The organism is Pseudomonas citrullilanati (genome assembly GCF_030580855.1).
In the GTDB taxonomy this organism is placed as follows: domain Bacteria; phylum Pseudomonadota; class Gammaproteobacteria; order Pseudomonadales; family Pseudomonadaceae; genus Aquipseudomonas; species Aquipseudomonas citrulli.
Genome location: NZ_JAUQOP010000011.1, coordinates 25,577 through 51,853, shown reverse-complemented (window position 1 = coordinate 51,853; position 26,277 = coordinate 25,577). Strand labels below are relative to the sequence as shown.

The following is a 26,277-nucleotide window of genomic DNA, read 5'->3' as shown; positions in this document are numbered from 1 at the left end:
GGCATGTAAGAAAGGCTGGAATACAAGCCGATCTGCCGATCCCCTTCCCACGGAGCGAGTTAATGAGTTCGTCCCCGGTTTCACAGCGCGTTCGACTGAATCGCGCCCTGCACGGCGCGGTCCTTGGCGTCATCGTCAGCAGCCACGCGCTACCATCCCTGGCGCAATCCTCGAGCGTTGGGCAGACCTACCCGGTCCATCAATGGAACATTCCCGCCGGCCCACTGGCCCCGGCGCTGGATCGCTTTGCGCGCGAGGCCGGCATCAGCCTGTCCTTCGACGCGCCGAGCGTGGCGAACCGCACGACCCGGGGCGTGAGCGGCACACTGGCGACGCCCGACGCCCTGTCATCGTTGTTGCAGGGCAGCGACATGGAGGTCCAACAACAAGGCCCGAACGCCTACCTGCTGACGCCGCAAGCCAAGGCCGACGGCGACTCCGACGACTACCGCCTCGCGCCCATCCTGGTCAACGCCAAGGCCAGGGTCGATGGCACCGAAGACACCCAATCGGTGGTCGCCCAGGAGCTGTGGGTCGGCGGCAAAGTCGCCACCAGCATCCTCAACACGCCCGCCTCGGTCTCGGTGGTGACCGACAAGGAAATGCAGCAACGCAGCGTGAGCACCACCGAAGAATTGCTGCAATACACCCCGGGGGTCATCACCGACTATTACGGCACTGACGACCGCAACGATTACTTCCAGATCCGTGGCTTCCAGGCCACCACCTATCGGGACGGCCTGACCCTGGGTTCAATGCGCGGCGTGCGCGAGGAGCCCTTCGCCTATGAGCGCGTCGAGGTGATCCGCGGGGCCAACTCCACGCTGTTCGGCCCGGCCGACCCGGGCGGCTCGGTGAACTTCGTCAGCAAGAAGCCGCGCTTCGAGCAGTTCGGCCAGGGCTATGTCACCTACGGCTCGTTCGATCATGTCGAATCCGGCATCGACGTCGGCGATGCGCTGAACGAAGAGAAGACCGTGGCCGGTCGCTTCACGGCCAAGATGCAGGACAGCGACCGCGAGTACGACCACTCCCGGGACGACGACAAGTTCCTGATGGGCGGCCTGACCTGGTCGCCCACCGACTTCACCTCGGCCTCGGTGATCGTCGACTACCTCAAGACCCAAAGTACGCCCAACAGCGGCGGTTACCCGCTGGACAAGGAATACGACCGCAAGAAGTTCTACGGCGAGCCCAGCTACAACTTCCACGATGTCGAGCGCACCAACATCAGCGGCACCTTCAGCCACGATTTCGACAACGGCTTCATCGTGCGCAGCAACCTGCGCTACAGCGAACTGAACGACGATTTCGGCTACGTGTTCCTCAGCGACTCCACGACCCGCACCGGCACCACGGTGCCTCGCTATATCTTTGGCACCGACAGCGAAGCCGAGCAACTGAACGGCAACTTGATGCTGCAATACGATGCCCGTTTCGAAAACATCGACAGCAGCACACTGGTGGGCGTGGAGTATGGCGACTCATCGACCGAAGAACGCTCGGTCTACGCCCCTACAGGCTCCATCGACCTGGCCCACCCGGTGTTCACCGGTGTCCCGAGCGCCGTAGCGCCCTATAGCAACGACAAGCTCGATACCAAGACCAAGGCCGTGTTCCTGCAGCAGAACCTGTCCTTCTACGAGCGCTTCATCGTCACCGCCGGCGTGCGCAACGACTCGCTGGACTTGTCCAGCACCGACATCAACAACGTCAAGACGTCGGATAACTTCTCGGAAACCTCCTACCGCGGCGCGCTGACCTACATCGTCAACGACGAAGTCTCCACTTACGTCAGCATGGTGGAATCGGTCTCGCCGCCTACGGTGGGGGTGGTTCCGAAAACCGGCAAGCAATACGAAGTGGGGGTGAAGTACGCGCCCATCGGCATGGACGCGTTGTTCTCGGCGGCGGTCTACGACCTGACCCAGGAAAACGTCAGCATCGCCGTGGTGTTGCCCAGCGGCGTCATCGAGCAACAAACCGTCGGCGAATCCCGCGTGCGCGGCCTGGACTTGGAAGCCAAGGCCGAGCTGACTCCCAACCTGAGCCTGGTGGGCGGCTATTCCTACATGGAGTCCGACGTGTTGCGCGGTACCTTGTACGACGGCAGCTCACTGAAAGGGAATGAATTCGCCACGGCGCCAAGGCACTCCGCGTCGCTATGGACCTACTACAACGTGCCCGACACCGATGTCAGCGTGGGCCTGGGTGCGCGCTACGTGGGCGCCTATTACTTCGACGCGGCCAACTCCGGCAAAAGCGACGGCACGACCCTCTTCGACGCGGCCTTCAACTACAAACTCTTCAAAGGCACCGACCTGGCGCTCAACGTCAGCAACCTGCTGGATGAGCAACACGTGGTGGGTTCCGGCACCGCGAACTACTACAACCCTGGCCGCGAAATCACCGCGAAGCTGAGTTACAACTGGTAAGCCAGCCGTTCATGAACGTGCTTGACCTGTGGGAGCGAACGGGCTCCCGCAGGATCGCCGCAAGCGTCAAATGCCCGGGCCGGTGACATGGGCCGGCAACCTGGCCAGGCGATTCCAGCCGTCCGCGCTGATCCGCGAGCCATTGCGCAACCACAACCGCTCCAGTGGCAAGCGCTCCAGCACCGGCACCATGGCCGACGTGAGCCGCGACTCCCCCGGCCCCGCCTCAAGCGTCAGGTCCCGCAATGGCAGCCCGGCAAGGTGGGCGACGCCGGCGTCGGTCAACCAAGGGCTTTCGTACAAACCCAGGCGTCGCAGCGGCAGGTGACGCAGGCACGCCAGGTCGTCATCGCGCAGGTCCAGGCCGCTGATCTCCAGTTCCTCCAACGGCAATCCCAGTTCGACGAGCTTGCGCAACACCTTGCCGTCCACGCCCTGGCAGAAACTCAGGCTCAGCCGCTTCAGCGGCAGGCCGGCCAATTGCTTCAGCGCCTTCCAACTGACCTCGTTCAAGGACAAGTCCAGGGACTCCAGGCCCAGCCCTTCAAGATCGCCCAATGTCTGCGCGCTGATGCCCTGCACATCGGAGAGCCCCAGCCGCTTGAGTGGGAAGGCGTGCAGCACGTCGAGCCGCTCGATCATCATCCGTGACGCCTTGAGGTCCAGCTCGGCGAGCGGCATGCCTTCGAGCCCGTCGAAATCGTCCGCGCACACATACGCCGAGTGAAGCGACAGCCGCTCGAGGGGCAGGTCACGGATGGCCTGGAGCGTGTCCTCGCTGGCGTAGCAATCGTTCAGGTTCAGCGCCCGCAACGCCGTCAACTCGCTGAGCCATGCAGGGTCTCGCACGATGGCACCGCAGGAGCCGATGGTCAGTTGTTCCAGTGGCGACGCACACAAATGCCGCATGCCCGCTGGCGTCAACTCCCCCGCGCCTTTCAAGGTGAGCGAACGCAACGGGAGCGACGACAACGCGCGAAGACCGTCATCGGTGATGTCATCGCAGCGATTCAACGACAACGCCTGCAACGGACTGCCGCCCAGTTGCCGGAGGAAACTGTCGTTGAAATCTTCGCCATAGGTGTCCAGCGTCAAGTGACGCAAGCGTTCGAGGGACGGCAGGCTGGTCGCATCGTCCTGGCGGGCGAAGCCGCTGATCTCCAGGGTTTCGAGCGCAACACCCGGCAAGCGCCGCCAGATCTGCGGCCCGCAACTGAACCGCGGACCACTGAGCACCAGCGAGCGCAACGGTAGCCCGGCCAGGGCATCAAGCCACTGCGGCTCTGCACCGTCCAGCGCCACATGATCCACCGGCAGGCCACGCAGTTGGGGCAATAAAGGGCCGGGACGATTGCAGTGGGGCGTGGCGTTCAACGCGGCAATCACCGCCATTGCCGCCGGATCACGCAGCCCAGCCGCCACACGCACGCCCTCCAGCGAACCTTCCCCGGTATCGAGCAGATCACGGTAAAGCGAAGCCCGCGCCGCGACATCATCGGGTGCATGGGAGAGGCGGGTTAACAGGGCGTCGCGGTCAGCGGTTGGCATGGGTCGGGCGTCCGAAATGAACAAGCCGCCTATGCTGCCGCAAAAAATGGGTTTGATCATCGACCAAACCCAAATTTTCAGTGCCTAGCGCGGGTCCACCGTATCCAGCGCCCGGTTCGCCAGCAGTTGACCCAGTTCGATCAACTGTTGCAGCCCCAAGGCAAAATGCCGGCGCGAACCTTCCAGTTCGAATGCCAGGTCCCCGGCCATCACATTGGCCGAGGCCAGGGTTTCGCTGAGGTTGGCCAACAGGCTTTCCGTATCGACGCCCTCCACGAGGGTGAAGAGCAGGTCCGGCGAGGGTTTCTCTTCGGCCTGGGCGGGTTTGGGGTTCAGGTAGGAATCGATGACGCGTTCGGCATTGGCATCGGCGGCGATGTCCAGGTGCGGCGGTGGGACGGGTGGGTCTGGGATGAGCTTGTCCATGGGTACTCCTAACGTAAGTCGGAGCCGCCACGTTCGCTGCTAAACGATGAGGTGGCAGCCATGCGCAGGTTAGCAGACCGGCACGTTAGGAAACCGGCGCACCCGAGGATGCCCTGCGCATAGCCGCCATAAAAATCGGACGATCAAGATGCCCGCGTTCATGGTGATTGCCATGCGCCTAACGTGATTTCCGAGCTGCTAAACCCGACCGCTGAATGGGCAGCGGTGAACAGAGACTAGGCACCGAAATCGGCAGGCGCAAGGGGTTGGAATTTTCTAGGAAATGTCCTGCAAGTCAATGGGAAAGGTGCCTACACAAGGGGATTTCATTGCGAACAAAGCTCGGCTCTCGCAAGCCGCCGTCCTGTGGGAGCGAGCTTGCTCGCGAAAACGGTGTGTCAGCCCACCTGCAAATGACCGGGACGACGCCTTCGCGAGCAGGCTCGCTCCCACAGGCGGGATCTTTGGCAGGTTCTCGCCCCGGTAGCCCACAGTGGCGAGCGAACCTGCCTGCCCCATGAACTTTTCTTCACCCCCGCCGTGGGCATGATCCGGTACAGTCCCCTCGCTCATTCAAGAAACTAAGGTTTTAGCCCGCTCTCCCGCGGGCTTTTTTTTTGCCTGTCATTCATGCCGATGAAGGCGCCCCGTCCAGGCGGGCCAAGGCAGGTGTCGCCGGGGGCCCCTTCAGCACCGACTGCTCCAGGGCCGGCCGGCCGTAGAACAGCAGCGCCATCAGCCAGCAGCTCAACCAGACAAAGATCCCCGCCCAGAAAGTGTGCGACATGTAGTGCCAGCCCTGCAGGACCCGTGTGGTGCCGTAGACAAACCCCAGCGCCAGCGCGCCATACATCAGCGCTTTCGAATGGCGCCAACGGTAACGGCGGGCGACGAAATACAAGGCGAGCATCGTGAAGCCGCCGGAGGCATGGCCGCCGGGCCAGCAGCGACCCTCACCGGCGACTTTCAACACGTCGAAATTCTGGTACCACGCCTTGTGCTCGACCTTGCCGGCGTACTGGGTGGTTTCCACCGGGCAATACACGCTGGTGTGCCCCTTGAGGTAATGAATGACCCCAGTGCTGAGGGAAAAGGCGAACACCACATAAAGGAAATCACGGCGGTGCTTATAGGCAAATCGGAGCGGTTTGCTCAGCCTGGCCTTGTCCAGTATGCGCAGCAACCCAGGGCGTTTTTCCGGTTTGAGCAGCGGCCAGATGAACGACAACAGCGCGCCGATGATGGCCGCTTCGCCGGTCCAGTTCGGGATGATCCTCGCCCACTTGTGGGTGATCTGTTCGAACAGCCGCACATGTTCCAATGGAAACAGCTGATGCACCGGGTCGTAGAAAAGATCGCTGATGGCGATGTCGATGCGGGTCATGTCGAACAGCAAGAACACCACGGCGGCGCAGACCAGGGGAATTCCGAGATTGAGCCCGTAGAAACGGGAGCGAGCAGACGTCAGCATGGGCGGTCCTGATCGTGGGAAAGGTTACTGAAATGCCACCGAGCGCCAGTCAGACGCTTCGATAAAACCGAGCAGTCGAGGCGCCTGGGGTTGTGCGGTGGAAACGAACAGCGACGCGCCATAGCCAAACGCCGAGGTCGGTTGCTTGAGCGCGGTCTCCATGGCCTGCATGCATTCGCTGTGGGTCACCAGGATCAGGTTGCGTCCGGGCACCTTGTGGGCCAGGGCGTTGCGCAGCAGGTCGTGCCGGCAATTGACCAGCCAATCGTCGCCGGCGCTCACCTTGTTGAACATGTACCCCGCCGTCTGGGCGGTGCGGGTCAGCGGGCTGTTGTAGAGGTCGGCAGTGTCCAGGCCCAGGTGCTCGAACCGGGCACCCAAGTCGACCGCAACGGCGCGGGCCCGGTCCGTGATGCCGTCACGCTCACTCAAGCAAGCCGCCTTGGAGTGATCGCAGCGCTCGACATGGCGCACCAGCACGATCATCTCCCCCTTCGCCCAGCCATCGGCCAACGCCCGCGCACCGGCGACGTTGCCATGGGCCAGGTCTGGCAGCGCCGCCGGGGCCAGCAGCCAGAGGCTCAACGGAATCACCAGTAGCGCCGAAGCCACGACGACCAGGGCGTTTTGGTAACGGGCGAAGCGGCGCGTATCGATCGAGCGTGTCAGGCCGAAAAGACTCAGTCTCAGTTCCACATCAAGCCGCCCCGACGGCATCCAACCCATGATTCGATGGCGCGACAGTAGAGGGGCGCACGTAGGCAAGCGGTGAAACCGATGTGAAAAAAAGCTTGGCGCTCGCGCTGATCTTTCGACGCCGTGCAAGACCGGGAAAAAAATCTTTCAGATCCAGGGGCGGTGGCCGATACAGGCCTGTTACATATCTCTGCTGGTGCTTAACAACAACAATCTTCCAGCCAACCGACGACAAGCAGCACAACGTTTCCTGGAGGAATTGGATGAACAGCTGGTTTGGCAACATTAGCGTCAACATGAAACTGGGCCTGGGTTTCGGCCTCGTCCTGGTCCTGACTTGCATCCTGGCCCTGACCGGCTGGACCAGCCTGGGCGGGCTGATCGACCGCAGCAACTGGATGAGCGACATCACCCAGCTCAACACCGGCCTGACCAAGTTGCGGGTCACTCGCCTGCAATACATGTTGACCAACGGCGACGAGACCGCCGCACAAAATGTGCAGACCACCCTCGATGGTTTCGTGGCGCAACAGAATGCGCTGCTGAACAGTTTCAAGAGCCCGGAAAACGTCCGGCTGCTCAAGGAGCAGAGCGCAACCATCAGCGCCTACCAGGTTTCCCTGAACAAAATGCGCAGTGCCTATCGCACGGGCAACACCGCCCGCGACGCCATGGCGGCGAACGCCGAGACCGCCTACAAGCTGATCGAAGCCATCAACGCCGACGTGCAGCAAATGGACTTGAGCGACCAGCGCTTCGAACAGTTCAAGGCGATCACCCGGGCCAAGCAAGAATTCATGTTGGCCCGCTATGAAGTGCGCGGCTACACCGCCAACAGCAACGCCGACACCGAGCGCAAGGCCGTCGCCCAATTGGACGCCGCCATCGCGTCGCTCAAGCCGCTGGATGAACATTTCGCCAGCACCCGACAAGTTGAACTGCGCCAACTGGAAAACGCCCTGCTCCAATACCGCAGTGCGTTGCAGGCCTTCAAGGCGGCCACCGCCGATGCGGTGCAGGCGCGCAAGGAAATGACCGACCAGGGCGCGACCATCGTTACCCTGAGCGAGCAGTTGTACCAGATCCAACTCGACCGCCGTGACGCCGAAAGCGCCCAGGCCCGCACCCTGCAATTGGTCAGCACCTTGCTGGCGCTGCTGGTGGGCATCATTGCCGCCGTGGTCATCACGCGCCAGATCACTGGCCCGCTGCGCGACACCCTGGCCGTGGTCGAACGCATCGCCAGTGGCGACCTGTCCCACACGGTCGTCGTGACCCGTCGCGACGAACTCGGCGTCCTGCAACAAGGCATCGCGCGCATGGGCGTGACCCTGCGCGACCTGATCAGCGGCATCCGCGATGGCGTGACCCAGATCGCCAGCGCCGCCGAAGAACTGTCCGCCGTCACCGAGCAGACCAGTGCCGGGGTCAACAGCCAGAAAGTCGAGACCGACCAGGTGGCGACCGCCATGCACGAGATGACCGCCACCGTGCAGGAAGTGGCGCGCAATGCCGAGGAAGCTTCTCAAGCGGCCGCCGCCGCCGACGGCGAAGCCCGTGCCGGCGACCAGGTGGTCAGCGAAGCCATCGCCCAGATCGAGCGCCTGGCCAGCGAAGTGGTGCGCTCCACCGATGCCATGACCGTGCTGCAACAGGAAAGCGACAAGATCGGCAGCGTCATGGACGTGATCAAGGCCGTGGCCGAGCAGACCAACCTGCTGGCCCTCAACGCGGCGATCGAGGCGGCACGTGCCGGTGAGGCCGGTCGTGGTTTCGCCGTGGTGGCCGACGAAGTCCGTGGCCTGGCCCAGCGCACGCAGAAATCCACCGAGGAAATCGAAGGCCTGGTGGCGGGCCTGCAGAACGGTACACAACAAGTGGCCGCCGTGATGAACAACAGCCGCAGCCTCACCGACAGCAGCGTTGCCCTGACGCGCAAGGCCGGTGCGTCCCTGGAGAACATCACCCGCACGGTGTCGAACATCCAGTCGATGAACCAGCAGATCGCCGCCGCGGCCGAGCAGCAAAGCGCCGTGGCCGAAGAGATCAGCCGCAGCATCATCAACGTGCGCGACGTCTCCGAACAGACCGCCGCCGCCAGCGAAGAAACCGCCGCCTCCAGCGTCGAGCTGGCGCGGCTGGGCAATCAGTTGCAGATGATGGTCAGCCACTTCCGGGTCTGATCATGAAAAACGCCCGGCTCCAGTGGGAGACGGGCGTTTGTGCGAAGCATGATTCAAGCATTCCAGGGGTTGATGACTTCAATCCCTGAGCACTCGAAATCCCGGGTATTGCGGGTGGCAATCAGCGCACCGTGAGCCCGGCAAATTGCGGCAATTTGTGCATCGGCCAAACTTACCGCCCTCCCCTTGGCCTCGCATGACGCAACAAGAGTCGCGTACTCGACTGCGGCATGGGCATCAAAGGGCAAGATCCGGCCAGCAAAATCTTCTTCGAACATGGCCATGGCGTGGGCTTCAAGCCTTTGCTTGCGTTTACCAAACGGTAGCCGGGCGACACCATGAAGAATCTCCGCCACTGTAATGGCGCAAATGACCAGATCCATTGCCGGCTGTAAATCAATCCAGGCCAAGACATTGGCGTTTGGCTCTGTACGCATGAACTCTGAAATGACATTGGTATCGAGCACAATCATTCAGGGAGATCCGCCGCAGTGGCCTTTTCGTCGCGCGAAGGCAGATCCAGCTCAACACCGCCCAGGGCCCTGAATCTGTTTCGGATACGACTCCCCAACCCACCCTCCGGACTCACCCGCGCCAATGCACGCCCTAGAATCAAGCGGGCCTCCTCCTCCATGGAATGACCATTGTGGGCCGCCGCGATACGCAGTTGCTCCTTTATTTGATCGTCCAGGTTTCGAATCGTGATGCTGGCCATGTAACCTCCGCAATCAATGAAATCATTGATTGCAGGCTAGTTGAAAAGTGCGCAGTGTGTCCAGCCACCGTTCATCCACAACCAGCAGCTTCCAGGCATTCAGCACCAATCCCCGTTAGAGCGGGGGCACCGGTTAACCAAACCCGCCCCACGCATCGCCCTTTCATACAACACTTCCCCCGGCGTCCTACCGCCTTTTTTTGGCCGCTCCTGTACGGTTTCCATCTGGACAAGCACCCACCGTGCAAACAGGAGATGGACCCTACATGGACGCAAGCAACGACTCGCCGCTGCACAGGCTCGCCGCCTTTGCCGACGATAAAGGCAGCGCAAAAGCCCGCTTCAGGACAGCCTTGCAGCAACTGGGCGTGGAGTCGGTTTTCGACATCGTGCGCATGGGCAAGGCGCGATTCGTCGCTGAGTTCGCCAGGCACAGCGACGCGGATGCCGGGCAGGCCTATGACAATGCGGCGAGCTACGCCGGGCAGATCAGTCGCCTGTACCAGGAGCATCGCGTCTCGTCCCGCAGCGATGCCCAGCGGCGTGTTCGGCGCAGCCAGGGTTCGGACTCGACGCCGGCATCCGTCGGCTACCAGGCGCTCTTCGAGGAAAACTGGGATCAGTTCAGCGCCGAAGGCGATATCGCGGCAATCGATTCGCCCGTGGCGTACCTGCGTGCCCTGTACCTGTTCGCCAGGCAACTGGAGCAATTACCGACGCCCGCCTCATCCGCGCGGATCACCCTGGAAGCACGGCGTCCGGACCTCAAGAACCTGATGCTCGACCGACAGAGCGCCTTCGCTGCGCGGCCCATGCTCGACATCATCAACGACACCCTGCGCAGCCATATCGAGGCGCACCTGGCAAAAACCGGCGAGAACAGGACCGTTCACCAAGTGCTCGCCAGCGCACATTACCCCTTCTCGCTGCCCTATGACCTGCATCATCACCAATGTGTACTCGGGCTGGGCACGGGCAAGCCCGCGCTGGGCGAGCTCAATTACCGGGTCAGCCCGGGACTGCCGTTTGCGACGGACCGGAATGTTCACGGGAATGTATTCGTCAATTCTGCGCAAGCGCAAAAACTCCTGTCCGGGTTGAGCCCCGAGCAACAGGCGCTGCTCACTGCGCCCACCGCCTCGCAGGCCCGCCTCGGATCGCTGGAAAAAAGCTACGGCACGGGCAACCTCCTTGGCTTGAGTGAGCTTGAGTTCTTCAAGGAACGCACCGGGCTCACGACGCAACAGGTCGAGGAGCTACTGGCGCAAGGCAGGTACAGCCCGCGAACGTCAGCCAACAGCCCGGTTTCTACCCGGATGAATTACGGCGCCAGCTACATCAACGGCGCCGGGGCGACCCCCGCCCTGGGCATCGAGACCCAAGCGGCCCGAAGGGTCTTCGTCCACAACGCGCCTGAACGTTTCGACCGTTTGCAGCGAATGATTCGCCTGCACCGCTGGACCGGTATTCCCATTGCCGAACTGGACTCGCTCATCTTCAATGCCCAACGCTCGGAACGGGTCGAAGCGCTCACCACCAATACCTTGCGCGCGCTGGGCGTCTATCGGTACCTCGATCAGCGCCATGGCATCGCCGCGCAAGAGTTCGCTTCATTCCTCCACGACCTGCCCATTCACGCTTGCGGCGAGCGAGCGCCACTGTTCGATCAGGTGTTCAATCGCACCCAACTGCTCAAAAGTCCTGTGTGGGGCACCCTCAAGGAAAGCCTGCTCGCCGGGGACGAACAGACCCTCAGTTACCTCGGCGCCGGCCTCGGGCTTGCCGTCGCGCCAGATTCATTGCTGTTGTTGACGGAGCAGGCCACCCGGTACGTTGCGCAGGAGGACGATTTGTCCACGGTATCGGCCCTCTATCGCCAGGCACGCATCGCCCGGATGTTCGGGCTGACCCCGCTCGAATGCACCGAGCTGGCCCGCTTGCTCGGAGGAGAAGCTTTCTGCAAGGCCTTGGTGACAGGGGCGCTCAAGGCGACAGGGCCGGACATTCTCGATGTCCTGATGGCAATGGACTGGGCCGTTGACTGGCTCAGGCAAAACAATCGCGACGTGCTGCAATGGTGTCACCTGTTCAACGCCGGTGCACATGACTGGCCGCTGACCCACAACCTGGAACAACGCCTGGAGAAATTCCAGGCGGACACCGCCGCCGCCCAGGATCACGAGCAGCAGGTGGAGGTACTGCTGCATGACATTGCGGACCTGCCCGCCGAGTACGTACCAGGGGTATTGCAAATGTCCGGCACCCACGCCGCGACGATCGTCGCGACCCTCCGGCAAGCCGCGGGAACGATGCCCCCGCTGCTGGCGGCGGTATTGCGCACGGCCGAGGTTTGCCAACGGCTGCACCTGAGCAGCGGCACGCTCAAGGTCCTGATGGAAAACCCGACATGGCTGGCCTCGCGCCCGTCCACGGCCCTGACGCCCCACACGCTGTACCTGCTCGAATGCTTCAGTCATTGCGCCCGCCACCAGGCTCAATCGGAAGAGCACCTGTTGCACTACCTGCAAGTCGCCAACCAGGGCCCGCAGCATTCGGAAGAGGAAGCCAACGGCCTGCTGGCCAAGCTGCTGGATTGGAGCGCCGAGGAGGTGAGTGCCCTGACGGCGTCACTGGACACCAGACGCGCAAGTTCCATGGAGACCGTGGATTGGGTCATGCGCTGCCAGGCGTGCTGCCAGCAAACGGGGTTGTCGGCGAGCCTGCTGATCAAGGCGACCGGACTGACGACCGCCAGCCCTGCATCGGATTGGAAGGTAGTCGGTGAAGCACTGATCGCCGCCTGCCACTGAGGGCTGCACCCCTTTTCAAATTCAAGGATTGAATCGATGACCGAAGCCATGAGAAAGCAGCTCGATGAACGCCTGCGCGAGGCCCTGTTGGCGCTCTACCTGAACAAGGTCGTGTCCGATGACACTGCCACGCGGCTCAAGAGTGCCCAGGACCTCTATGACCACTGGCTACTCGACGTGCTGGTCAGCCAGGACGTACCCACCACGCCGGTCGCCTGCGCCATCGCCAGCCTGCAGCAGTACATCAACCGTATCCTGATGAACCTGGAGCCTGGTTACGGCCCCGAGGACGTCACTGCCGAACACCGGCAGACGTGGCGCGACGAGATGCATCAGTACGCCACCTGGGCGGCCCACCAGAAGTTGCTCCACTTCCCGGCGACTTACCTGGACCCGGTACTGAAGGCCAACAGCAGCGCCAACTTCCAGCAACTGGAAAACGCCCTTAACCAGAGCCGGATTCAACCCGACGCGGTGCAGTCGGCGGTCCTGGCCTATCTGGCCCGATTCGAAGAGGTGGCCAACCTGACGGTGCTCAACGGCTATATCGACGGCGAAGACTTTGCCAACGGCACCTATTACTTCATCGCCAAGTCCCGCACCGAGAACACCTACTTCTGGCGCTCACTGAACATGGCGCAACGACCGCTGGACAGCACGTTATCCCCTCCCGCCAAGCTGGATCAGCCGGATCCCTACGCCTGGTCGGACTGGGAAAAGGCCGATGTGCCGATCCCCGAAAGCGCGGTCGAACATTCGATCCGTCCCGTCTGGTTCAACAATCGCCTGTTCGTCGTCTGGGCAGAATGCATCCATCAGGAACCGTCAGCCTCTAGCAGCACCCCGTCGCAAGCCATCGCCGCAACAGCGGGCGCCCATCGCCCGCTGTTGCGCTTGAGCTATTGCTTCAGGAAGCAAGATGGCAGTTGGAGTACGCCGCGGGTGGCCTTGCAAGGTCATTGCGAGGACGAGACGTTGGCCGGCAAGGACATCGTGGCGATCAAGGCTACGATCGGCACGACGGTCGTGCATTGCCACCAGGGCTCCCATGGCTATCTGTTCCTTGCCTTGTATGCAGGGGGTCCCCTGGCCGCGTCGGGCATTGCCTCTGGCAACAGCGTCGCCTTCAGCAAAACGATCTGCATCGACAAGCACCTGGGGCTCGAAACGGGACGCCCAATGGACTCTGCCGCCGAGAACGCCCTGCTCGGCGCTGCCGCCCAGCGCATCCAGGCCACCACATCCGCAGGCCTTGAACTCGTCGACGCTGCCCTGCCCAGCAATATGGCCGCGACCATGGAGGATTTCGAAAGAGCCTACCGCGATCGGATCAAGCTCAGTTATACGCAGCAGGAATCCAAGCTCACGCTGCACTTGGCGGCAGATATCGGGATGACCGGCACAAGAAAGGCCGATCGTGGATACCTGCCACGCAATCGAATGCGCTTGAGAGTGGACAACGCTCCCAGCCAGGAACCGCACTTGCAGCTCCACCTGTGGTTTCCTGCCAAAAGCCTGCCGAACACCCCCTATATGAGGCTCGATAAGAATTCGTTTAGTCTCGTCCATGCCCGAAGCGCTCTTGACCGACGCTTCACGTTGTCTTTCACGCACACGACAGACGCGCTAAGAGACGATGAGCGATCCCCCAGCGTCATGCTGTCCAGCCAGACCGACCTCGAAGGGAAATTCATTTCCACGCAGGCCGTGAGACATCTGATCGAAGCCTGTCGACGCAACAATGGTAAAAACACCATCAGGCCATCGCAGACCATCACCCTGCAAGCAATGAACGCCGCGCCTCTTGAGGTGACACGCCTCGCCGTTCTCTGTGATGAACCGTTGGACAAGCAATACGTCGTCTTCCGGCAACCGCCCGCCCTTACGGACCGCCCCCTGACCTACGAAGACCTGACCGTCGTGGCCGAGTCCGCCCCCGCAGAACATCTGGCGCCATCCTTCGACGTCGAGTGGCCCGACAGCGATCCCGGTCACGACGGCACTACGCTTCTTTTCGGGGTGGCCTTCGTTCATCCCCTGGAACCCGCGATAAAGCTCTATTCCGTCCTCAAGGCCATTACGCTGAAACGCCCCTTGAAGCGCCAGCAGCCTCCCACCATCACCCAGGTCACGACACCCGGGCTGGGAACCACTCAGTTCATCGCGTTCGACAAGTCCGCGATCGAAGCCAGTGACGCCTCCAGCCGACCGCGCTCGCCGATCCGACTGAACACTGTGTTCGCCGCCGAACTGATCCGCCGCACCGAGAACAGCCTGGATGAACTGTTCGACTGGACGACCCAGCACCTGCAGGAACCCGCGATACCCAGCGACTTGGACAGCACGATGGACTTCCACGGAGCCTATGGCCGTTATTTCACCGAACTGTTCCTCTACGTGCCCTGGTTGGTCGCCCATCGCCTGAACACCGAGCATCGGTACGAGGAAGCCGAACGCTGGCTGCGCCATGTGTTCGATCCGGGTCGCCACGGGGCCGAATGCTGGAGAAGCGTCCCTTTGCTCGACCGTGATACGCCTTCGTACGCCCATCAGGCGCCCCACGATCCTCATCAGATTGCCCGCAGTCATCCGGTGCATTTTCGCAAGGCGCTGTACTTCCTGTACCTGGATATCCTGATCAACCGAGGCGACGCCGCGTACCGTGAATTAACGCCCGACAGCCTCAGCGAGGCGAAGCTCTGGTACGTCCGGACCCTGGACTTGCTGGGACCGCGCCCGGTCGTTCAACCGACCGACTCGTGGACCGACATCAGCCTTCACAGCCTGGGCCTCGCGAACAATGACGACCTGCGCCGCTTTGAAAACCGGCTTCCCCCGCTCACCCTCAGCTCTCCATCGGCCGTGCAGGAAAGTCGTTCCCAAGCCTCCCTGGCGGCGATCGACAGTCCGTACCTGCGCGTGCCGTTCAATCCACAGTTGCTGACGTGCTGGGACGTCGCCGAAAGTCGCCTGCATAACCTGCGGCATAACCTCGATATCGCCGGCAAGCCGCTGCATCTGCCCGTGTTCGCCGCCCCGCTGGACCCGCGCACCCTAGCCGAAAACCGCGCCTCGAATAACCCGAGCGGTGCCGCGGCCCATTTGCCGACGGTCCCCATTCCTCACTACCGCTTCACGGTCATGCACAGCCAGGCACAGCACGCCGTTGAAACCCTCAGCCAGTTCGGTGCCACGCTGCTCTCGCTGATCGAACGCAAGGAACAGGCCCAATTGCAGGAACTGCAACAACAGCAAGCCTGGGACCTGGCGAAAATGTCCATCGACTTGCAACGCCAGGCGTTGAACATCGACCGGCGGCACCGCCAGGAATTGCTGGCCAGCAAAGCGATCGTCCAGGGCCGCGCCAGCCACTACGAAAAACTGCTGAAGGACAATCTGAGCGACCCCGAGACACACGCCACCCAGTACTATCTGCTCAGCGGCGCCTCGGAGCTGGCGGCAATGACCGGCCAGATCACGGCAGCCGGCATGATGATCTTGCCAAATCTCTTTGGCTTCGCCTACGGTGGCAGCCGTTGGGAAGGGCCAGCGCTCGCCGCTTCCGCGGCGGCCCACAGCGCCGCCATCATCGCCCGCACGGCAGCGGACCAATGCGACCGCCTGGCTGCATTCAATCGGCGGTGGGAGGAATGGCATCACGCCTTCGATCAGTCGTGGCTCGAACTGGCCCAGATCGACGCGCAGCTGGCGCATTTCACCGAGCAGGAAACCGCCACCCGCCTGCAATTGCGCCTGGCGGAAAAAACCCTGGGCCAGGCCAAGGCCAACTATGACTTCCTCGGTAAGCGCTTCACCAAGGCCCAACTGTACCAATGGCTGAACGCCCAGCTGGCGGTGGTCTATCGCCAGGCCTACGACACGACCCTGGGCCTGTGCCTGGCCGCCGAGGCCTGTTGGCGCTACGAGATGGCCGACTTCGACCGCCGCTTCATCCAGCCCGGCGCGTGGCACACGACTTATCGAGGGCTCGGCGCCGGCGAGTCGCTCAAGCTGAACCTGCTGCAGATGCAGGCCGCCTACCTGCAACGTCACGAGCGGGAACTGGAAATCCGCAAGACGGTTTCGTTGCGTCAACTGAAGGACAAAACCCCGGCCAGCCACTTGAACAAGGCGTGGCCGCACATGCACGCCGACCTGAAGAAAGGTCGCTGCGAGTTCGAGCTGACGCACCAATTGTTCGAAGACGATTACCTGGGCCAGCAACATTACCTGCGGCGCCTCAAGACCATCAGCGTGACCTTGCCGGCTGTCGTCGGTCCCTATGAAAACATTCGGGCCACGCTGACCCAGACCGCCAGCACGGTATTCCTGGCGCCGGGGGCGGGAGGCAACGCCATGGAGAGCCGGCGCGCCAACCAGCAGATCGCCCTGTCGACAGGGGTCGACGACAACGGGCTGTTCACCCTGAGTTTCAACGACGAGCGCTACTTGCCGTTCGAATACACCGGGGCCATTTCCCGATGGCAGTTGACCTTCCCAAACCCCGAAGCGCAAAAAGACCTGCTTGAATCACTGACCGACGTCATCGTGCACGTGAGCTACACGGCCAGGGTCGGCGGAGGTGCGCAGTGACTGAGCAACCGCTTCTGCCCGTCACCGCGCCGTCATTGCCCAAGGGCGGTGGCGCCATTCAAAGTATCGGCAAAGGATGGGCCGCCATCGGCGCCCACGGTACAGCGTCCTACGAAATCGCCCTGCCGATTTCACCCGGGCGCGGCTTTGCTCCGCCCTTGTCCCTGAGCTATGCCAGCTCCCTCGGCAACGGCGTGTTCGGCATCGGTTGGGGGCTGTCACTGCCCAGCGTGGCGCGCTGCACCAGCAAGGGTGTGCCAGCCTATACCGAGGATGACGAAATCATCGGCCCCAGCGCGGTGATCTGGTTGCCCGAGCGAGATCGGCAAGGCGTCATCTCCTCGACCCGCATCGATCGTTACAACGATCTGGACCTGGGCACGACCTACTGCGTCACACGGTACTTTCCCCGCATCGAACACAGCTTCGAGCGCATCGAGCATTGGTCTGCGCCCGACGACAAGGCGGGCTTCTGGCTGGTGCACAGTGCCGATGGCAGCCTGCACCTGTTCGGAAAGAGCCCCGCCTCCCGCCGAGCCGACCCCCTGGATACGGAACGCGTCGGCGAATGGCTGCTGGAGGAAAGCCTGAACGCCTACGGCGAACACATCCTCTACCAATACAAGACCGACGCAACGGCCCAGCGCTATTTGAGCCAGGTGCGCTACGGCAATTTCAAGGCCGATCCGCACCTGTACTCATGGAAAACAGACCGGCTCGCCTCTGTGCAATGGCACTTCGAATTGGTCCTGGACTATGGCGAGCGGACCACGGCCTACGAACAGAAACCGCCGTACGAAGGTCAGCAGTGGGTAACCCGTGGCGATGGTTTTTCCAGCTTCGCCTACGGTTTTGAACTACGCACCGAACGCCTGTGCCGCCAGGTCCTGATGTTTCACCGCTTTCCCGAGGAACTGGGAGCCGCCCCCGCCCTGGTGCGCCGCCTGCTACTCGATTATCGCCAGACATCCCTCGGCTATCACCAACTGAGCGCCGCCCATGACCAAGCCTTTGGCGACTCGGCCATCGTCGATAGCCGGCCGCCCATCGAATTCAGCTATAGCGAATTCAAGCTCCGGTTGGAGCCCCACGCCTGGCAACGTTTTGCAAACATGCCGGGGCTCAACGATGGTCAGCGTTATCAACTGGTGGACTTGTACGGCGAAGGCTTGCCAGGCGTGCTCTATCAAAGCGACGCGGGCTGGCATTATCGCGAACCCGTACGGGCCAAGGGCAAAGGCGACAATGTGGCTTACGCGCCGTGGCGGACGCTACCCGCCATCCCGGTCGCCGACCTTGCCAAACCGATGCGCCAGTCGTTGAGCGATCTCACCGGAGACGGCCGTTTGGACTGGCTCGTGGCCCAACCCGGGCTGAGCGGTTTTTTCTCCCTCGGTGCCGATCGAAGCTGGTCGGATTTCGCCACGGTCAATGCGCTTCCGGCAGAGTTTTTCAATCCTCAAGGGCAATTGGCCGACCTTTCAGGCGAAGGGCTCGACGACCTGATATTGATCGGCCCGCGTAGCGTTCGCCTGTACGTCAACCAGCGGGAGCACGGTTTCGCCACCCCGCGGGAAGTCGTTCGCGACGAGCATGAGGATGCCCTCGCGATATTCAGCGCCACGCCCGGCGAACTGGTGGCGTTCAGCGATGTGCTGGGCAGCGGCCAGCAGCACCTGGTGCGCATTCGTCACAACGAAGTGCGGTGCTGGCCAAACCTGGGTCGCGGGCGTTTTGGCACGGGCATCGTGCTGGACTTTCCCGGGCTAGCCTACGAAACCTTCGATGCCTCGCGCATCCGCCTGGCGGATCTGGATGGCTCCGGCGCCGTCGACCTGATCTATTTGCAAGCGGACCAGGCACTGATCTTCATGAACCGCTGCGGCCAGGGTTTCCACCCGGCAGTCGCGCTGCCCTGGCCTCCAGGGCTGCGTTACGACAACTTGTGCCAAGTGAGCATTGCCGACCTGCAAGGGCTCGGCTGCTCCAGCCTGATCCTGAGCGTGCCGCACATCACACCGCAACACTGGCGCTACGATTTCGTCGAGGCGAAACCGTATCTGCTCACCGGCACATACAACAACATGGGCGCCAGCGAAACCATCAGCTACCGCAGCTCGGTGCAGGAATGGCTGGATGAAAAAGCCGCCCATACCAAGACCGGCACGCCCCCGATCTGCCATGTGCCCATAGCGCTGCATCTGGTTTCGAGCCAGACCCGGGTAGATGAAATCACCGGCAATCGACTGACCCGCAAGTTTGCCTATCGCCAAGGCTATTACGACGGCGTCGAGCGCGAGTTTCGCGGCTTCGGTCTGTTGCTGGAAACCGACAATGAAAGCAACCCCGACGATGCCGACGCCCAGGGTTTTACGATGCCCAGCCTGAAGAAGACCTGGTTTCATACCGGGCAAACGGTGGACATGCCCCGTATCGGTTACAACAACGACGACCCGCAAGCCGTGGCGCGGGGCAAGGCACTGCTTTGCCAATATCAGGAGGAAACCGGGCGCGACATGCCCGTGGTTGCGCCAACCCCAGCCACCCGCAGTGAAATGGCCCGAGCGTTGAGTGGCCATGTGCTGCGAAGCGAGACATTCGGGGTCGACAGGCGCCGGAAAACCCGGACCCTGTACTCGGTCCAGGAACATCGCTATCGCGTACGCCTGCTGCAAGCGCCCGAGCGCCAGCGGTCCTATGCCCGAATGCTACCGCTGCCGCTGGAAGTCATCACGTATCAATACGAAGGCACGGTCGATGACCCGCAGTGCCAGCTCACCTTGAGCCTGCAACACGATCTGTACGGCGCCCTCACTCACCGCCTGGACATCCATTACGCCCGCCGGAAAACCGCCGACGATCCCCCTCCATTCAGCGACGTCGATCTACAACGATGGTGGCGCGATGCGCACGATCCGGCGCAACAGTTTTACTACCTGAGCGAAACCCGGGCCGAATTCATTCACCTGCAAGCGTCCCAAGCATGGCGCTTGGGCCTGCCTTATCGGCAGCGTACCCAGGCGTTGCGCTGCCCCAAGGCTCCCGAAGCCGGAGGGCTGGCGCCTCAGGACATGAGCTTCGAAACCCTCAGCGAACGCGTGACGCAAACAACCTGGACGGACCGGAGCGTGCTGACTGGCCTGACCGTGCAGCGCTATAAAGACGCTTCGAGCGCAGCCACCCTGGCGGATGGCGTCGCGGACTTCCAGGCCCTGGCCGACCATCTGGAAACGGCCGAGCTGGACGAAACCGCCCTCAAGGCCTTCCATTTGCTGCCCCAGGAATTACGCCCCAAGGGAAAAATGCTCGAACGCAATCACTATCACCGCATGGCCGATTTTCTTCCCGCGAGCAGCCGCCCCGTACGACTCTGGTCAGTCAAAAGCGGCTTCGCGACTTATGCCCCATGGGACGGGTTCTACAAAATCCGTACCTTGCAGCCGAGCGAAAGCCATGGCGTGATCGAGATCAGCCACGACAACCCTCACTGTGTGATCACCCGGTTCCAACAGCCTGATGGCTGTGCCATCGAAGCGACCTACGATTACCGTTCACTCCAACCCCGGCGTATCACCGACCCAAACGGCAATGTCCAGGAAAGCCTGAGCGATGGTTTCGGCCAAGTATTGGCGACCTCTTTTTATGGCGACGAGCAGCGCACGCGCCGGGGCTTCAAGCCGCTCGCGCAGTTCAAACAGCCACCGTTCCGCAGCCCGGCAGAGGCCATCAGCCAAAGCCGGGACGCGCTGCAGGATGCCGCCACGGCGCTCTATTACGCGCCCTTCAGTTGGATGGGGCGCGTATCCAAGGCAGCCCTGGCGGACACCGACTGGCTGGCGCGTTGCGTGAGCAATGGCGACCTGCTTCCTGCCGGGCATATTTGCGCGTCGGCTCGGGTCCGGCTGGCGGCGCTTCAGGCATTCTCCGCCGACGACCTCAAGCTCAAGCACGAACTCGAGGCCGTGCCGCGTGAACCCGTGCACGTCGCCACACTGGTCGCCGACCGCTACCCCGATGACGATCGAAAACAAATCCGCATCGCCGTCACCTGCTTCGATGGTTTCGGACGAACCCTGCAAAGCAAGCAACTCGTCGAACCGGGCCTGGCTTACATCGTCGACGCCAAGGGCGACCTGACGCTGATGGATGGAGCGCCCATGGAGCAGATCGTCGCAAGGCGCTGGCGGGTCAGCGAGCGGGTGGAATACAACAGCAAGGGTTTGGCGGTACGCATCTACCGCCCTTATTTCGCTGATCAGCATCGCCGTATCAACGATGTGTCCATGCGTCAGTTCGGCCATTGCGACCGGCAGTTCTATGACGCCCTCGGTCGCCCCACCCTCACGCGCCTGGCCAGGCAAGCCGGCCTCTCCTACATGCGGCGCCACACTCGCCACCCCTGGTACACCGTGGACGAGGACGAAAATGACACGCTGCAAGAAGTCCAGTCCGAACACGCCGCTACGGCCGGAGGTGGCGCATGACCGCACGCCTTCATCACAAGACACCGACGATCAATGCCGTCGACGGCCGTGGCCTGCCCGTGCGACAAGTCGCTTACTACCGGCGCGATGCCCAGGAACCCTCCCAGGCGCGCATCGCCCAGCAAGACTACGACGTGGCGGGACGGCAGGTGGCACGGCGCGACCCTCGGTTGTTTGCCAAGGCAACGGGCGGGTCGAACCTGCAGACTGTCTACAGTTTGTCCGGCAAGACGCTATTACTCGACAGTATCGATGCCGGGTGGCGCCTGTACCTGCCTGGGGATGCCGGGCAGGTATCGCACTGCTGGGATCAGCGAGGCACTTATTGGCGGACCACCTACGACACGCAATTGCGCATGACCGCCCTCCATGAGCAAGGGGCAGGCGACGTGCCGCGCAGGGTCGAATGCCTGCACTATGGCGACAGTTCACCGCAGTCCGCGGCGCACAACCAGTGCGGTGCGCTGATCCGTCACGATGACAGTGCCGGCACCCTACTGATCCATGACTATGGGCTCTGCGCCAAACCGATCAGCCAGACCAGGCACCTGCTGGCCTCCGCCGAACGACCCGACTGGCCAGAAGAGGAAAAAGACCGCGACCGCTTGCTGGAGCCGGGCGACGGCTACACCACGAGCTGGCGCTACGACGCCCTCGCCGGGTTGATCCAGCAGACCGATGCCGCCCAGCACCAGCAGCGCTACTCGTTCGATGTCACGGGTCAGCTCAAGTCCATGGGTCTGCAGATAAGACACACGGCGATCGAAAAAGTCATCGTGAGCGATCTCGTCTACAACGCGTCCGGTCAGATCGAGTCCCAGACGGCCGGCAACGGTGTCGTCAGTCGCGCTGTGTACGATCCGGCCAACGGTAGACTGACCGCCCTGCGCACATCGCTGGCGGCCAGGACCCTGCAGGACCTGCGCTACACCTGCGACCCGGTGGGCAACGTGACGCACCTGGAGGACAAGGCCCAACCGGTGCGGTTCGGCAGTAACCAGCGGGTCGAAGCCTCCAGCACATTCACCTACGACAGCCTGTACCAATTGATCAGCGCGACGGGCCGGGAGGCTGCCGGATTGACCAGCCCCCCGGACCTTCCGACCCTCGGCAAAACACCTATCGACCCCAGCCAGTTGTTCAATTTCACCGAACACTACGAATACGATGCTGGCGGCAACCTGATCGAATTGCGCCATCGTCGCGACGGCAATCACTACACTCGAACGCTGAACGTGACCGCCGCGAGCAATCGTCTGCGCGCCTGGAACAAAGGCCATTCGACGCCCGACGTGGCCGTGGGCTTCGATGCCAATGGCAACCAGCAGGCACTTTCCCCGGGCCAGGCACTGACCTGGAACCTGCGCAATCAGCTCGACGGCGTGGTACTGGTGCGGCGCGAAAATGCGTCCGATGACATCGAGCGCTATCGCTACGACAGCGGTGGCCAACGCGTGCGCAAGATCCAGACAACCCAAGGTGCGACGAGAATCCACACCCGGGAAGTGCGCTATCTACCGGGCCTTGAGATTCGCACGCGGGATAACGAACGCCTGGAAGTCATTACCCTGCAGGCAGGACGCTGCAATGTGCATTATCTGCACTGGACTCAAGGCCGTCCCTCCGCCATCGCCGGCGACTCACTGCGCTACAGCTTCGGCGATCATCTGGGCTCAAGCTCACTGGAACTGGATGATCAGGGCGGGCTGATCAGCCAGGAAAGCTACCTGCCCTATGGGACCACCGCTTGGGCGGCGTCCCGCTCGGCCGTGGAGGCTGACTACCGGACCATTCGCTACTCCGGCAAGGAACTTGATGCCAGCGGCTTGTATTACTACGGGCAGCGTTATTACGCGCCGTGGCTGCAACGTTGGATCAGTCCCGACCCGGCGGGGGCAGTCGACGGGTTGAACCTGTATTGCATGGTGGGGAACAACCCGCTCCGGTTCGTCGACCACCAAGGATTGGGGAAAGATGATGTCATCCAATGGGTGAAAGCTGATGGCCAGGCCCGCTCCCGGACGATGATGCAGGAGCCACCGACAAGAAAGGCCAACAGAGGTGCCAGGGTTCATCAAGAAGTCCCTCTCGACCCCGACGCCAGCTCCAACTTCAGTAAAACTCAACGCAAGGACCTGGTCGTTCACTCCTATGGCGTAGTCCTGGATCGCAATGGCGACAATCACGTGGGCCTCAACGAGTACCATAATCTCACCGGCCCCAAATCCGGCCCGAAGAACTACCGCGGCGTGGACAAGGATTATGACGGCTCGGCCAAAAGCGAGAGGTTCTACCTGAATTTCGGCAGCTACAAGATCGGCAATACCGCTGAATACCTGGCCGACCTGGCCGAACGATACAGCGCCGCGAATGACAATAAGCCCCATCGACTCGACATAGATCCTGATGTGTTGAAGCTCGAGCCAACGCTGAGCAGGACGGTCGAGACCATGCACGAACTTCAGCAACCCACCCAGCACCTCATCGCCACGCACATCGAGAAATCCAACGGCATCATTCCCGAACGCGCTGGAGGGCCTGGGGCTCATGGGGAAGTCCGCGTGCTCAACTCAATCGTTGCGCTCTTTCCGGGGCAAGCAGAAAGGGTGCTTTCGGATACGCATCTGTTCACTGAAAAAATCACCAGCGTGACGCAACCGGAGCCTTTCATCGCCTGCTTCAACTGCAGCGGCATCATCCCCGAGGAGGTCAACATCCCGACGGGGCGCAACCCTCGAGACTATGGGTCGTACAACCGTCACGTCTTGGAAATAAATCGACCTCGGCGTTCTGGTAGTACGTCTTGACCGGGCGTCTTGACGCAGAACTTGCTCGGTTCAAATTGGGTCGGCCATGCCCTGGGTTTCAGGGTATGGCCTGAAATGCGTGAACGGTCGGATAAAACCCATTATCAGGACTGCTCAGGATTGATTACCTCGATCCGACGGTTCACACGTTAATCGCATTGGTAAACACCAGCCGGTTCCCGAACGGATCACTGATCGCCATGTCTTGGCTACCCCAAGGCATCGCCTGGATCTGCGGATGAGCGTAGCGATACTCCCTGGCCTGCAATTGTTGGTGGAAGGTTTCCAATTCGTCGGTCTCGATCCGCAGCGCCGAACCTGGCGTGCAATCGCCATGGTGCTCGGACAGGTGCAGCACGCAATCGCCCCGGGAGACTTGCAGGTAGAGGGGGAAGTTGTCGCCAAAGCGGTGTTGCCAGTCGACGTTGAAGCCCAGGAAATCGACGTAGAACTCCAGCGCCTTGGCTTCATCGAAGATCCGCAGGATCGGAGTGGTTTTACCGAAGCTCATGGGGTTGCTCCTGGCTGAAAAAGACCCAGTGTAGATGGGTTGAACCCAGTGCTTCGGCCTGGAGCCCCGCTTCTTTAGTGTCTATGTGCCATTATCGTGGCGCCAATTTAAATGAAATCGGCCCTCAAACGCCCCTTCTATGGGATGAATCCTTCGCGCAGATCCCCCTGGCGCGCCAGAAACCGTCCTTCCCGGCGCCCATTCGCTTGCCCCGCGCCATAGCTCAGGACACCGTTGACCCAAACCCCGTCAATGCCTTCGGCAGCCCGTTGTGGCTGGTTGAAGTCGGCCACGTCACGAATGGCCTGCGGGTCGAACAGCACCAGGTCGGCCCAGTGGCCTTCACGAATTTCGCCCCGGTCCTTCAAGCCGAAGCGCGCCGCCGACAACCCGGTCATCTTGTGCACCGCCGTGTGCAGCGGAAACAGCCCGACATCACGACTGAAATGTCCCAGCACCCGTGGGAAAGCGCCCCACAAGCGCGGGTGGGGAAACGGGTCTTCGGGCAGTCCGTCGGAGCCGACCATGGACAGTGGATGGGCGAGGATTCGCCTGACATCGTTTTCATCCATGCCGTAGTACACCGCACCCGCCGGTTGCAGGCGCCCCGCCGCTTCCAGCAACGACACCCCCCACTCGCCAGCGATGTCGGCCAGGTCGCGCCCGCCCACCGAGGGATGAGGCGTCGACCAGGTGATGGTGATGCGATGGGCATCGGTCACCTGCTTGAGATCCAGGGTCGAAGAGCTCGCGGCGTAGGGGTAGCAATCGCAACCGACGGGATGGTGCCGGGCGGCGTCTTCCAGGGCGGCGAGCACCTGTGGGCTGCGGCCCCAGTTACCGGCGCCGGCACATTTGAGGTGGGAAATGATCACCGGGCTCTGTGCATGACGACCGATCTGGAACGCCTCGGCCATGGCCTCGAGTACCGGTTCGAACTCGCTGCGCAGGTGGGTGGTGTAGACCGCGCCGAACGCGCTCAACTCTTCGGTCAGTTGCATGACTTCGTCGGTGGTCGCGCAGAATGCATTGGCGTAGGCCAGGCCGGTGGATAAGCCCAGCGCACCGCCCTCCAGGCTTTCGCGCAATTGCCGGCGCATGGCGGCGATTTCTGCCGCGCTGGCGGTACGCAGCAGATCATCCAGGTGGTTGCTGCGCAGCGCGGTGTGGCCCACCAACGCGGCGACATTGACCGCCGGGGCCGCGGCCTCCACCGCATCGCGATAATCGCTGAAGCGCGGGTAGGCGAATGCCCGGGCAGGACCGAGCAGGTTCATCGGGTCGGGTGGATCGCCCCGCAGGCTCACCGGTGCCGCGCTGATGCCGCAGTTGCCCACGATCACCGTGGTCACGCCCTGGCTGAGCTTGGGCAGCATGTGCGGTTGGCGAATCACCACCGTGTCGTCATGGGTGTGCACGTCGATGAACCCCGGCGCCAGCACGCGCCCAGCGGCGTCGATTTGCGTCGCTGCCCGGGCCTCGCCGAGGTCGCCAATGCGCTCGATGCGCCCGGCGCGAATCGCCACATCGGCGCTGTAGCCCGGCGTGTTACGGCCATCGATGACCCGAGCGTTGCGGATAAGCGTGTCGTACAGCAT

Annotated in this window: 14 protein-coding genes and 1 pseudogene; 7 read left to right on the top strand and 8 right to left on the bottom strand. The window is 62.2% G+C overall.

Annotation, left to right across the window (positions count from 1 at the left end):
- Nucleotides 1-62 precede the first annotated feature (62 nt).
- On the top strand, nucleotides 63-2,435 hold the full coding sequence (locus tag Q6A48_RS10300) for a TonB-dependent siderophore receptor (RefSeq protein ID WP_304554016.1): 2,373 nt from the start codon (nucleotides 63-65) through the stop codon (nucleotides 2,433-2,435).
- Nucleotides 2,436-2,501: 66 nt separating this feature from the next.
- On the opposite strand, the gene Q6A48_RS10295 is transcribed toward Q6A48_RS10300, so the two are convergent.
- From Q6A48_RS10295 to pmrG, 4 genes are all read right to left on the bottom strand, one after another.
- Complete coding sequence (locus tag Q6A48_RS10295) at nucleotides 2,502-3,983, bottom strand: leucine-rich repeat domain-containing protein (RefSeq protein ID WP_304554015.1); 1,482 nt, start codon at nucleotides 3,981-3,983, stop codon at nucleotides 2,502-2,504.
- Between the two features lie 84 nt (nucleotides 3,984-4,067).
- The gene (locus Q6A48_RS10290) at nucleotides 4,068-4,409 is read right to left on the bottom strand and encodes a DUF6124 family protein (protein WP_304554014.1); all 342 of its coding nucleotides are present in this window, start codon (nucleotides 4,407-4,409) and stop codon (nucleotides 4,068-4,070) included.
- A 628-nt stretch (nucleotides 4,410-5,037) separates the two neighbouring features.
- Nucleotides 5,038-5,880 carry a phosphatase PAP2 family protein gene (locus Q6A48_RS10285; protein ID WP_304554013.1) on the bottom strand — a complete coding sequence of 281 codons (843 nt, stop codon included), beginning with the start codon at nucleotides 5,878-5,880 and terminating at the stop codon, nucleotides 5,038-5,040.
- 24 nt (nucleotides 5,881-5,904) lie between these two features.
- Complete coding sequence (pmrG, locus tag Q6A48_RS10280) at nucleotides 5,905-6,576, bottom strand: lipopolysaccharide core heptose(II)-phosphate phosphatase PmrG (protein WP_304554012.1); 672 nt, start codon at nucleotides 6,574-6,576, stop codon at nucleotides 5,905-5,907.
- A 263-nt stretch (nucleotides 6,577-6,839) separates the two neighbouring features.
- Between pmrG and Q6A48_RS26210 the strand changes: the two are divergent.
- Together Q6A48_RS26210 and Q6A48_RS26205 are read left to right on the top strand one after the other, a co-directional pair.
- A pseudogene (locus Q6A48_RS26210) lies at nucleotides 6,840-7,853 on the top strand (methyl-accepting chemotaxis protein); the annotation flags it as partial.
- A gap of 42 nt (nucleotides 7,854-7,895) precedes the next feature.
- Complete coding sequence (locus Q6A48_RS26205) at nucleotides 7,896-8,759, top strand: methyl-accepting chemotaxis protein (RefSeq protein ID WP_440137891.1); 864 nt, start codon at nucleotides 7,896-7,898, stop codon at nucleotides 8,757-8,759.
- A 53-nt stretch (nucleotides 8,760-8,812) separates the two neighbouring features.
- On the opposite strand, the gene Q6A48_RS10270 is transcribed toward Q6A48_RS26205, so the two are convergent.
- Both Q6A48_RS10270 and Q6A48_RS10265 read right to left on the bottom strand, forming a co-directional pair.
- Entirely contained in the window at nucleotides 8,813-9,232 is a 420-nt protein-coding gene (locus tag Q6A48_RS10270) for a type II toxin-antitoxin system VapC family toxin (protein WP_304554010.1), read from the bottom strand.
- The gene (locus Q6A48_RS10265; RefSeq protein ID WP_304554009.1) at nucleotides 9,229-9,474 is read right to left on the bottom strand and encodes a FitA-like ribbon-helix-helix domain-containing protein; all 246 of its coding nucleotides are present in this window, start codon (nucleotides 9,472-9,474) and stop codon (nucleotides 9,229-9,231) included. The genes Q6A48_RS10270 and Q6A48_RS10265 overlap by 4 nt, the downstream gene beginning before the upstream one ends.
- A gap of 266 nt (nucleotides 9,475-9,740) precedes the next feature.
- Between Q6A48_RS10265 and Q6A48_RS10260 the strand changes: the two genes are divergently transcribed.
- From Q6A48_RS10260 to Q6A48_RS10245, 4 genes are read left to right on the top strand one after another with little or no spacing between them, the layout of a single operon-like run.
- On the top strand, nucleotides 9,741-12,284 hold the full coding sequence (locus Q6A48_RS10260) for a Tc toxin subunit A (protein WP_304554008.1): 2,544 nt from the start codon (nucleotides 9,741-9,743) through the stop codon (nucleotides 12,282-12,284).
- Nucleotides 12,285-12,320: 36 nt separating this feature from the next.
- Entirely contained in the window at nucleotides 12,321-16,877 is a 4,557-nt protein-coding gene (locus Q6A48_RS10255) for a Tc toxin subunit A-related protein (protein WP_304554007.1), read from the top strand.
- Nucleotides 16,874-21,361 (top strand): SpvB/TcaC N-terminal domain-containing protein, encoded by a 4,488-nt coding sequence (locus Q6A48_RS10250; RefSeq protein ID WP_304554006.1) that lies wholly within the window; start codon nucleotides 16,874-16,876, stop codon nucleotides 21,359-21,361. The genes Q6A48_RS10255 and Q6A48_RS10250 overlap by 4 nt, the downstream gene beginning before the upstream one ends.
- Entirely contained in the window at nucleotides 21,358-24,168 is a 2,811-nt protein-coding gene (locus Q6A48_RS10245) for an RHS repeat-associated core domain-containing protein (RefSeq protein ID WP_304554005.1), read from the top strand. Before Q6A48_RS10250 ends, Q6A48_RS10245 begins: the two co-directional genes overlap by 4 nt.
- Nucleotides 24,169-24,310: 142 nt before the next feature.
- On the opposite strand, the gene Q6A48_RS10240 is transcribed toward Q6A48_RS10245, so the two are convergent.
- Nucleotides 24,311-24,679 carry a glyoxalase superfamily protein gene (locus Q6A48_RS10240; RefSeq protein WP_304554004.1) on the bottom strand — a complete coding sequence of 123 codons (369 nt, stop codon included), beginning with the start codon at nucleotides 24,677-24,679 and terminating at the stop codon, nucleotides 24,311-24,313.
- A 137-nt stretch (nucleotides 24,680-24,816) separates the two neighbouring features.
- Nucleotides 24,817-26,277: an N-acyl-D-amino-acid deacylase family protein gene (locus Q6A48_RS10235; RefSeq protein ID WP_304554003.1), complete on the bottom strand. Its 1,461-nt coding sequence runs from the start codon at nucleotides 26,275-26,277 to the stop codon at nucleotides 24,817-24,819.

What these genes read in the sequence shown, in the direction of transcription:
- Q6A48_RS10300 (WP_304554016.1), top strand. Translation starts at nt 63, where the DNA reads ATGAGTTCGTCCCCGGTTTCACAGCGCGTTCGACTGAATCGCGCCCTG.
- Q6A48_RS10295 (WP_304554015.1), bottom strand. Translation starts at nt 3,983, where the DNA reads ATGCCAACCGCTGACCGCGACGCCCTGTTAACCCGCCTCTCCCATGCA.
- Q6A48_RS10290 (WP_304554014.1), bottom strand. Translation starts at nt 4,409, where the DNA reads ATGGACAAGCTCATCCCAGACCCACCCGTCCCACCGCCGCACCTGGAC.
- Q6A48_RS10285 (WP_304554013.1), bottom strand. Translation starts at nt 5,880, where the DNA reads ATGCTGACGTCTGCTCGCTCCCGTTTCTACGGGCTCAATCTCGGAATT.
- Q6A48_RS26205 (WP_440137891.1), top strand. Translation starts at nt 7,896, where the DNA reads ATGGGCGTGACCCTGCGCGACCTGATCAGCGGCATCCGCGATGGCGTG.
- Q6A48_RS10270 (WP_304554010.1), bottom strand. Translation starts at nt 9,232, where the DNA reads ATGATTGTGCTCGATACCAATGTCATTTCAGAGTTCATGCGTACAGAG.
- Q6A48_RS10265 (WP_304554009.1), bottom strand. Translation starts at nt 9,474, where the DNA reads ATGGCCAGCATCACGATTCGAAACCTGGACGATCAAATAAAGGAGCAA.
- Q6A48_RS10260 (WP_304554008.1), top strand. Translation starts at nt 9,741, where the DNA reads ATGGACGCAAGCAACGACTCGCCGCTGCACAGGCTCGCCGCCTTTGCC.
- Q6A48_RS10255 (WP_304554007.1), top strand. Translation starts at nt 12,321, where the DNA reads ATGACCGAAGCCATGAGAAAGCAGCTCGATGAACGCCTGCGCGAGGCC.
- Q6A48_RS10245 (WP_304554005.1), top strand. Translation starts at nt 21,358, where the DNA reads ATGACCGCACGCCTTCATCACAAGACACCGACGATCAATGCCGTCGAC.
- Q6A48_RS10240 (WP_304554004.1), bottom strand. Translation starts at nt 24,679, where the DNA reads ATGAGCTTCGGTAAAACCACTCCGATCCTGCGGATCTTCGATGAAGCC.
- Q6A48_RS10235 (WP_304554003.1), bottom strand. Translation starts at nt 26,277, where the DNA reads ATGCTGTACGACACGCTTATCCGCAACGCTCGGGTCATCGATGGCCGT.